This window comes from Sphingomonas sp. LH128, from assembly GCF_000293195.2.
Lineage (GTDB): Bacteria > Pseudomonadota > Alphaproteobacteria > Sphingomonadales > Sphingomonadaceae > Novosphingobium > Novosphingobium resinovorum_A.
Window position 1 is genome coordinate 26,562 of the sequence record NZ_ALVC01000221.1, and the last position, 9,323, is coordinate 35,884.

Annotated in this window: 10 protein-coding genes; all 10 read left to right on the plus strand. The window is 67.3% G+C overall.

Features of this window, described 5'->3' with window-relative positions; all coding sequences use genetic code 11:
* Nucleotides 1-103 precede the first annotated feature (103 nt).
* Nucleotides 104-421: a 2Fe-2S iron-sulfur cluster-binding protein gene (locus LH128_RS17975; RefSeq protein ID WP_008831094.1), complete on the plus strand. Its 318-nt coding sequence runs from the start codon at nt 104-106 to the stop codon at nt 419-421.
* A gap of 179 nt (nt 422-600) precedes the next feature.
* Nucleotides 601-1,626, plus strand: a complete 1,026-nt coding sequence (locus tag LH128_RS17980) for a cysteine synthase A (protein ID WP_051211523.1) — start codon at nt 601-603, stop codon at nt 1,624-1,626.
* Nucleotides 1,627-1,665: 39 nt separating this feature from the next.
* On the plus strand, nt 1,666-2,049 hold the full coding sequence (locus tag LH128_RS17985; protein ID WP_008831096.1) for a hypothetical protein: 384 nt from the start codon (nt 1,666-1,668) through the stop codon (nt 2,047-2,049).
* Between the two features lie 25 nt (nt 2,050-2,074).
* The gene (locus LH128_RS17990) at nt 2,075-2,833 is read left to right on the plus strand and encodes a Gldg family protein (RefSeq protein ID WP_008831097.1); all 759 of its coding nucleotides are present in this window, start codon (nt 2,075-2,077) and stop codon (nt 2,831-2,833) included.
* Between the two features lie 354 nt (nt 2,834-3,187).
* A complete protein-coding gene (locus LH128_RS17995; protein WP_008831098.1) occupies nt 3,188-3,694 on the plus strand; it encodes a division/cell wall cluster transcriptional repressor MraZ in 507 nt (168 codons plus the stop codon).
* A complete protein-coding gene (rsmH, locus tag LH128_RS18000; protein WP_037520089.1) occupies nt 3,691-4,707 on the plus strand; it encodes a 16S rRNA (cytosine(1402)-N(4))-methyltransferase RsmH in 1,017 nt (338 codons plus the stop codon). The genes LH128_RS17995 and rsmH overlap by 4 nt, the downstream gene beginning before the upstream one ends.
* Nucleotides 4,704-5,258 (plus strand): hypothetical protein, encoded by a 555-nt coding sequence (locus tag LH128_RS18005; protein ID WP_008831100.1) that lies wholly within the window; start codon nt 4,704-4,706, stop codon nt 5,256-5,258. Before rsmH ends, LH128_RS18005 begins: the two co-directional genes overlap by 4 nt.
* Nucleotides 5,255-7,030 (plus strand): peptidoglycan D,D-transpeptidase FtsI family protein, encoded by a 1,776-nt coding sequence (locus LH128_RS18010; RefSeq protein WP_008831101.1) that lies wholly within the window; start codon nt 5,255-5,257, stop codon nt 7,028-7,030. Before LH128_RS18005 ends, LH128_RS18010 begins: the two co-directional genes overlap by 4 nt.
* A complete protein-coding gene (locus LH128_RS18015; RefSeq protein WP_008831102.1) occupies nt 7,027-8,487 on the plus strand; it encodes a UDP-N-acetylmuramoyl-L-alanyl-D-glutamate--2,6-diaminopimelate ligase in 1,461 nt (486 codons plus the stop codon). Before LH128_RS18010 ends, LH128_RS18015 begins: the two co-directional genes overlap by 4 nt.
* A gap of 3 nt (nt 8,488-8,490) precedes the next feature.
* The coding region (locus LH128_RS18020; RefSeq protein ID WP_008831103.1) for a UDP-N-acetylmuramoyl-tripeptide--D-alanyl-D-alanine ligase at nt 8,491-9,323 on the plus strand (833 nt) is incomplete at its 3' end.

Sequence of the window (9,323 nt, forward strand, 5' to 3'; positions counted from 1 at the left end):
TCGCCACCTTGCAAAACGGGGTTGCAGCCTTTAGCAGCCTGCGGCAAGTCCGCATACAAAGACAATTACGATACAGGGTGTATCACAAGGGGAATCGAGAGCCATGCCGCAGATCATCGTCGTCAATCATGCTGGTGAAGAGAAGTCCGTAGACGCTGCCGAGGGTCGCACCCTGATGGAAGTGATCCGCGACGACGGCTTCGACGAACTGCTGGCGCTGTGCGGCGGCTGCTGCTCGTGCGCGACCTGCCATGTCTTCATCGACCCCGCCTTCGCCGACAAGCTGCCCGCGATGAGCGAAGACGAGAACGACCTGCTCGACAGCTCTGACCACCGCAACGAGACCTCGCGCCTGTCGTGCCAGGTGCCGGTTACCGCCGACCTTGAAGGTCTGCGCGTCACGATCGCTCCCGAAGACTGACGTTTTTCCGCGCTGGCGCACGGACGCGGCACCGGCCCTCACCCCCACCCGGCCTCCCATCAGAATACACTAGTGGGAGGCCGGGTGGGGGTGAGGGCCGGTGCCGCAGCTTTCGACGGATGTCGAAAGCGCACCGAAACAGATTGCACCTCGCGCCTTGGCTTCCTAACTGTCGCGCCATGACCGCGACTTTGGCCACTGCCCCGCAACCCCGTGCTTCCACGCTCGACCTGATCGGCAATACCCCGCTGGTGCTCCTCGAAGGCCCCAGCGAGGCCGCCGGGTGCGAGATCTGGGGCAAGTGCGAATTCGCCAACCCCGGCGCCTCGGTGAAGGACCGCGCGGCCCTCTGGATCGTGCGCGACGCCGAGGAGAAGGGCCTGCTCGAGCCGGGCGGCACGATCGTCGAGGGAACGGCAGGCAACACCGGCATCGGCCTTGCGCTGGTCGCCAACGCGCTCGGCTACAAGACCGTCATCGTCATGCCCGAGACGCAGTCGCGCGAGAAGATGGACACGCTGCGCGCGCTCGGCGCCGAACTTGTGCTGGTCCCCGCCGCGCCGTTCTCCAACCCCGGCCACTTCGTCCACACCTCGCGTCGTTTGGCCGAGGAGACCGAAGGCGCGATCTGGGCCAACCAATTCGACAACATCGCCAACCGCAAGGCGCACATCGAATCGACCGCGCCCGAAATCTGGGAGCAGATGGGCGGCCGGATCGACGGCTTCACGTGCGCGGCGGGCACCGGCGGTACCATCGCGGGCACCGGAATGGGCCTGAAGGCCTTCGACGAGAACATCGTCGTCGCCCTGACCGACCCGCACGGCGCGGCGCTCTACAACTACTACGCCAACGGCGAACTCAAGGCCGAGGGCAACTCCGTCGCCGAGGGTATCGGGCAGGGGCGCATCACCGCCAACCTCGAAGGTGCGCCGATCGACACCCAGTTCCGCATCTCGGACGAGGAGGGCCTCGAATGGGTCCGCCGCCTGCTGAGCGAGGAAGGGCTGTGCTTGGGGCTGTCGTCCGGCATCAACGTGGCGGGCGCGGTGGCGCTCGGCCGCAAGCTGGTCGAGGAAGGTCGCGAGGACCCGCGCGTCGCGACGATCCTGTGCGATACGGGTTTCCGCTACCTCTCTTCACTGTACAACGCCGAGTGGCTGGAGGCGAAGAATCTCCCCGTCTTCCCTTGGCTCGCGAGGTGATGTAAACCTGTCACACACGGCAGGAAATCGTCCGCCCATATGATCGAGTCGCATTCTATTCTGGAACCCTTGCAGACGGCGCAGCACTTCGCGCCGCCCTCCGCCCGCGAACTGAGATCGCAGGCCGTCTATCGGCTGCAGATCGGGCTTTTCGGCCTCTGCGCGATGCTGCTGATCGTCGGTCTCGCCAACGTGATTCGCGACCGTATCCGGCTCACCGATACGGTCGATCCGATCCAGCAGGTGGTCGCGGTCGATGCCAAGCCGACCAAGGCCGCCAGTGATCCGCTCGCGGACATCGGCGTGGTCCCGGCGGCCGATCCCAGCCCTACGCCGACGCCTGCCCAGAATCCGGGCGCCTCGACGTCCCCGACGCCGGGTATGGACATGACCGGCTCACCCTCGGCGCAGACGGCGCCCTGACTCGTCCTTTCGGGGTTTCGTGCTGATGTGGCGGCGTGCAGCATCCCTGTTCGCCGTGGCCCTGCTCACCGCATGCGGGCAGGGCGCTGCGCCTCGGCCGCAGGGCGAGGAGGTGATCGGCCTCTACTCCAGCCTGCCCATCGCGTGGAACGAGAGCGAGGACATCAAGGGTCTTCTTGCCGACGACGGCGCGCCGCACTGGGCGCTGGAGGTCCTGCGTGCGCAAGGCCGCGTGATTCCGCTCGATACGCTGGCCAATGCGCAAGGCGTGCTGCCGCTGCCCGAGAATGGCGTGCTGGTGCTCGCCCAGCCGCGTCCATTGACGGCGCACGAGAACGTCGCGCTCGACGCCTGGGTGCGTGGGGGCGGGCGGGTGCTGCTGGTCGTGGACCCGATGCTCACCGTGCATTCCCGGTTCGGCCCCGGTGATCCCCGGCGGCCGCAGGACATCGCAATGCTCTCCCCGATCCTTGCGCGCTGGGGACTCGAGCTGCAGTTCGACGACACGCAGGAGGCCGGAGAGCGGCTGGAAGGCGGCATTCCCGTCAATCTTGCGGGGCGGTTCCAACCTTTGGGGAAATCCGGGGGTGGCTCGGGGAAAGCCGGGGATGCGGTTGCCGAGTGCCGAATCGAGGCGCGGGGATTGCTCGCCGACTGCGTCTCGGGGAAGGGGCGCATTCTTGCACTGGCAGATGCGGCCGTGCTCGAAAATCCTGATGAATCGGCAGATTTGGCCGCCAGGCAGGCGCTTCTGGCCGATTTTCTGCATCGTCTCGCCAAGTAGCAACCCGCCGGGAATATTGGGGACGAACTCCCTGAAACCGGGGATGGCGCGGGATCAGCGCGGGAAAGATGGAATCTTTCTGATTCTCAACGATATTGTGCGATAGTCGGCGCCCCGGATTCATGAAACGTTCCGCCACGGTTCGCCGCAAGTCCCACATTTCGGCGCAAAAGTGCCCGTTCATCCCCATATTTCCCTTTAATCCCCGACATTCCCGATATAGAACCACTGTCAATCGGAAAGGCTGATTCCTGCCGTGCCCGTCTCGGGTCACGGAAACCGGCGCGCATGCGTCGCCGGGCGAGGGGGTCTTCATGTTCCGGGACGGCAACTTAGGGGCGATTTCGGACAGTCATGGCGGGGCAGCCATACATCTACAGCGGACCGGGCTTCTCGCTTCTGCGCGACAAGAACCGCTTCGTGCTGCCCAAGGAGCTTCGCTCTCCCGTACGGGATTCGAGCGGCAAGGACGTTCTGTGCCTTGCCAAGCACGCCGACTGGAAGTGCCTCGTCGGTTTCGGCCTCTCCCGCGTCGAGGATTTCGAAACCCAGCTCGATGCCGAGCAGGTGCGTGCAGATACCGCCGGCAAGCCCTTCAATCGCGATAGCCGCGCGATGCAACTCTACAACTTCCAGCAGGTGCCCTTCGACGGCAGCGGCCGCTTCACCATGCCCGAGGCGCTCGCCGGTCTCGCCGCCGTGGGGGAGCAGCTGTTCTTCCAGGGCATCGGCCGCACCGGCATCCTGATCTGGAACCCCGACGAACTCTACAAGCACGCCGAAGACCCCGCGTTCGAGGCCGCCATCGCCACCTGCCGCTCGCTGCAGGAAGCCGAAATCGCAAAGGCCAAGAAGTCGTGAGTGCCCCCGGAATTCCCCATATCCCCGTGCTCCTTGAGGAGGTGGTCGCCGCCCTGAACCCCCGGGGCGGCGACCTCATCGTCGATGCGACGCTGGGTGCCGGTGGCTATACCCGCCGCCTGCTCGACGAGGGCGCGACGGTGCATGCCTTCGACCGCGATCCCGATGCGATCGCCGCTGTGCAAAACAATCCGGGGAAATGGCCCGAACTCGCCAGCAATCCGCCGCGCCTCGTGTTGCACGCCCGCCGCTTCTCCGAAATGGTCGAAGGCCTTGGAGATGTGGGGGTCGACAAGGTTGACGGCGTGGTGATGGACATCGGCGTGTCCTCGATGCAGCTCGATCAGGCGGGGCGCGGGTTCGCGTTCGGTTCTGACGGCCCGCTCGACATGCGCATGAGCCAGGACGGCATGTCCGCCGCCGACTTCGTCAACGAAGCGGACGAGGCGCAGATCGCCGACGTGCTCTATCTCTACGGCGAGGAACGCCAGTCGCGCCGTCTGGCCCGTGCGATCGTGGCCGCGCGGCCGCTGGAGACGACCGGCGACCTCGCCCGCGTGGTGCGCAAGGCACTGGGCTACAATCCCGCCTACAAGGGCAGCAATGCGCCCAAGGACCCGGCGATCCGCACCTTCCAGGCGATCCGCATCCATGTGAACGGCGAACTGGACGAATTGGACGCGGCGCTGGAGGCTTCCGAGACGCTGCTGCAGGGCGGCGGGCGGCTGGCGGTGGTGACGTTCCACAGCCTCGAGGACCGCAAGGTGAAGCGCTTCCTGCGCGATGCCAGCAGCGCCGGTCAGTCCACCTCGCGCCATCTGCCGCAGACGGCCACCGCGCCCGCACCTTTCGAGAAGGTGTCGAAGGGCGTGCGTCCCGGTGAGGCGGAGCTGGAAGTGAACCCGCGTTCGCGCTCCGCCACGCTGCGCAGCGCGGTCCGTACAAGTACCCCCCCCAGGAATCCAAGCTCACCCGAGCCTTATGGCACCCCCGGCCGAAGGAAAGTCGCATGAACCTTACCAGTGATCGGATCCGATCGATCGGCTGGGTCTCGGTCCTCGTTGTCTGCTTTGCGGGCACCGTGGGCCTGACGCTGCGCGTGAACGCGGTAAAGAGCCAGGTCCACGATACCGACAAGAAGATCGTCTGGGTCAAGCGCGACATCGACTTCCTCCAGACCGAGTTCCAGACCCGCTCCAACCAGCAGGCGCTGCGCGACCTCAACGATCTGGAATTCGGCTACAAGGCACCCACCGCCGGCCAGTACATCGAGGGCGAGCGCCAGCTGGCCGCGCTTGGCGTCCCGGCAGGTCCGGGCGCGCCCGCGCCGATCCGCTACGCCAATGCCGAAGTGCCGGGTGGCGCTTCGGGCGATGGCTCGAAGGGTGAGGGCGGCTCGCTCCTCGCGATGGTTTCGCCGGTCGCGGGGGCGACGGCGGCTGCCATTACCGACAAGCCGAAGTCGGAAACCCGCGATCCGGAGCGCGAGGCGATCGCGCGTGACGCCGCCGCGCTCGGCAAGCGTCTGGCCCGCATCGAAGTGGCGGAGGCTGCCCAGCAGTGAACGCCCCGGCGTTTCCCCTCGGGACGATCCCCACTACCGTCTCGGTCGGCCGCCGCCGCCTGGTGAACGTGCGCCAGCGCTCGCTGCTCACGGCGAAGGCGCGCATGCTGTGGATCCTGGCCGTCTTCATGCTGGTGACGGTGCTGGCGATCTTCCGCATCGTCTATCTCGGCTTCACCGGCGTCGGCCCGCGTCAGGGCGATCTGGCCGACATGCTGATCCCCGCGCGCGGCGACATCGTCGACCGCAACGGCGTGCCGCTGGCGCGCGACTTCCGCGTCTATTCGCTCTGGTACAACCCCAAGGCGATGACCGAGGGCTCGGCGCTGATCCACTCGCCGGAAGAGGTGACCGCAGGCTTGCTGCGCATCTTCCCCGACCTCGACCGCGACGAAATCCTCGCCAAGCTGCGCGCAGGGAAACCTGCGTACCTCCGCAAGTCGCTGCTGCCCGAGGACGCGAACAAGGTTCACGCGCTGGGCGAACCGGCGCTGGAATTCCCGCTGGAGGCGACCCGCTTCTACCCGCAGGGGTCGATGGCGGCGCACGTGCTCGGCTATGTCGACAGCTACGGCAAGGGCAAGGTCGGCATGGAGGAGGCCTTCAACGACCAGCTCATCAGCCCTGAAGGCCGCACCGGCCACGCGACGCTGTCGATCGACTTCCGCGTGCAGAGCGCGCTTGAGGACGAACTGGCGCGCGCGATGCAACTCAGCGCCGCCAAGGGCGCGGCGGGCGTGGTGCTCGACGTGGACAGCGGCGAAATCCTCGCGCTGGCCTCGCTGCCCTCGTTCGATCCGAACCACGTCAAGCCGACCGACATGGTGATTTCCGCTGAGGAAGCCCGCAACGGCGACGTGCCGCACGGCTTCAACCGCGTGACCAACCAGGTCTACGAGCTGGGCTCCACCTTCAAGCCGATCACCGTCGCCGCCGCGCTCGACGCGGGCGTGGTGACCGATCTTGGCAAGCAGTGGCCCGCGACGCCGCTGCATGTCGGCCGCTTCACCATCCACGACCTGCACAACTACGGCGCCTCGCTGAACGTGCCGGAGACGCTGATCCATTCGTCCAACACGGTGACCGCGCGCATCGCCGACGAACTGGGCGGCGTGCGGCTCAAGAAGACGATGGAAGCGCTGGGCATGAACCAGCGGCCTTACGTGGAACTGCCCGCGAAGGGCTTCCCGATCTGGCCGCGCGGCGAGTGGCCGCGCCTGCGCACGATGACCGTCGCTTATGGCCACGGCATCGCGGTGACGCCGCTGCATCTGGCCTCGGCTTATGCGGCGCTGGTCAACGGCGGCATCTGGCGTCCGGCCACGCTCAAGAAGCTGGCCCCTGCCGACGTGCCTGCGGGTCGCCGCGTGTTCACTGCCGCCACCAGCGCGCGGGTGCGCCAGCTGCTGCGCATGATCGTGCAGTACGGCACCGGCCGCAAGGCGGACGCCCCGGGCTTCCGCGTCGGCGGCAAGACGGGTTCGGCCGAGAAGCCGGGCGTGGGCGGCTATCGCCACCACTCGCTGATCGCGACGTTCGCCTCCGCCTTCCCGATGGACAAGCCGCGCTACGTCGTCATCGCCATGATGGACGAGCCGCAGGGCACTGCCGCCACCTCGTACCAGCGCACCGCCGCCTGGAACGCCGCTCCGGTGATCCAGCGCGTGGTGCCGCGCATCGGGCCTTTGCTGGGTGTCATGCCCGACGAAACCCGCGACATCGACACTACCGATCTGCGGCCTCTGGTGCCGCAGGGGAGCGACGGAGAATGAAGCTTTCAGGCCTTTGTGCTGCTGCCGGACTGCCTGCGATAGACGGCGACGCCAACGTCACCGGTTTCGCGATCGACAGCCGCAAGGTCGCGCCGGGCACCGTGTTCGGCGCATTTCGCGGCACCAAGTTCAATGGCGAGGACTTCATCACCGCCGCCGTCAAGGCGGGCGCGGTGGCGATCGTCGCGCATCCCGACGCCGTGGTCGAAGGCGCGATCCACTTCGCTGCGGAGGAACCGCGCCGCCTCTTCGCGCAGCTGGCCGCGCCGTTCTTCGCGCCGGTGCCCGAAACGCTGGTGGCGGTGACCGGCACCAACGGCAAGACCTCCACCGTCGAGCTGACCCGCCAGCTCTGGCGCATGGCGGGCGAACGCGCTGCCTCGATCGGCACGCTGGGCGTGACGACGGGGGACGAAACCGTCTCCACCGGCCTGACCACGCCCGATATCGCGACTTTCCTCGCCAACCTCTCTGGTCTAGCGCGCGAGGGCGTCACGCATGTCGCCTACGAGGCGTCGAGCCACGGCCTGTCGCAGTTCCGCATCGAGGGGCCGCGCGTCGTGGCGGGCGCCTTCACCAATCTCAGCCGCGATCACCTCGACTATCATGCGACGATGGACGAGTACTTCGCCGCGAAGATGCGTCTGTTCGACGAAGTCGTGGTTGACGGCGGCACGGCGGTCGTCTGGGCCGACGACGTGTGGTCAGACAAGGCGATCGAACATGCGAAGGCGCGCGGCCTCACGCTATTCACCGTAGGCGAGAAGGGTGAGGCGATCCGCCTCGTCAAGCGCACGCCCACGAGCCTCGGCCAGACGCTGGAGATCGAATATGCGGGCAAGGTCCGCAAGATCGACCTGCCGCTGATCGGCGCCTATCAGGCCGCCAACTCGCTTGTCGCTGCAGGTCTGGTGATCGCCAGCGGCGGCGATGCCGACGCGACGTTCGATGCGATGAAGCGCCTCGTAACGGTACGCGGCCGGATCGAGCGGGCGGGTCTCAACACGAACGGCGCGCCGATCTACGTCGATTACGCGCATACGCCCGATGCTTTGGAAGCCGCCATCGCGGCGCTACGTCCGCATGTGACGGGCAGGCTCATCGCCGTGTTCGGCGCGGGCGGCGATCGGGATCAGGGCAAGCGCCCGGAAATGGGCAAAGTGGCGAGCGCGGGGGCGGACCTCGCCATCGTCACCGACGACAATCCGCGCGGGGAAGACCCGGCGACCATCCGGGCGATGATCCTTGCCGGGATGGAAGCGGGTGCGCGGGAAGTGGGCGACCGGCGCGAGGCGATTCGTCTCGCTGTCGCCGAGGCCGGTGCGGGGGACGTCGTCCTCATCGCCGGCAAGGGGCACGAACAGGGGCAGATCATCGGCAGCGGCGACAGTGTGCGCGTCCTGCCATTCGACGACGTCACCGTGGCCAGGGAAATGGCCGGTTCACTGGGAAGGTAGGACATGAACGCCATCACCCGGATCCTCGACTGGCCTGCCGCGCCGCTGGAGGACAATCCGCTGGTCCTGTGGGACGCAGACGCCATCGCGCGCGCGGTGAAAGGGGAGGCGAGCACGGACTTCACCGTCTCCGGCGTCGAGATCGACAGCCGCGACGTCCAGCCCGGCGACTTGTTCTTCGCGCTCAAGGGCGAAGCGATGGACGGCCACCGCTTCGTCGAGGCCGCCTTCGCCAAGGGCGCGGCGGCCGTGGTGGTGGACCGCCCGGTCGATGGCCCGCATATCCTTGTCGAAGACACGATGGAGGCGCTCGAACGCCTCGGCGCGGCGGCCCGCCTGCGCGCGCGTGGCCCGATCATCGGCGTCACCGGCTCGGTCGGCAAGACGGGCGTGAAGGAGATGATCTTCGCTGCGCTCGACCGCTCCAGCCGGGGGGACGCGCACCGTTCGGTCAAGAGCTACAACAACCACGTCGGCGTCCCGCTCAGCCTTGCCCGCATGCCCAGCCGCGCGCGCTACGGCATCTTCGAGATGGGCATGAACCACGCGGGCGAGATCGCCGCGCTGACCCGGCAGGTTCGCCCGAACGTCGCGCTCATCACCACGATCGCCCCCGCGCACATCGAGATGCTCGGTTCCGAAGAGGCCATCGCCGACGCCAAGGCGGAAATCTTCGAGGGACTGGAAGAGGGCGGAACCGCCGTCATCCCCGCCGACAGCCCGCACTTCCTGCGCCTGCGCGATGCGGCGCTGGCACTGGGAGCCAAGGTCGTGTCGTTCGGCAAGGCGGCGGATGCGGACGTGCGGCTGCTCGACGCGGTGCCCGCGATCGGCGG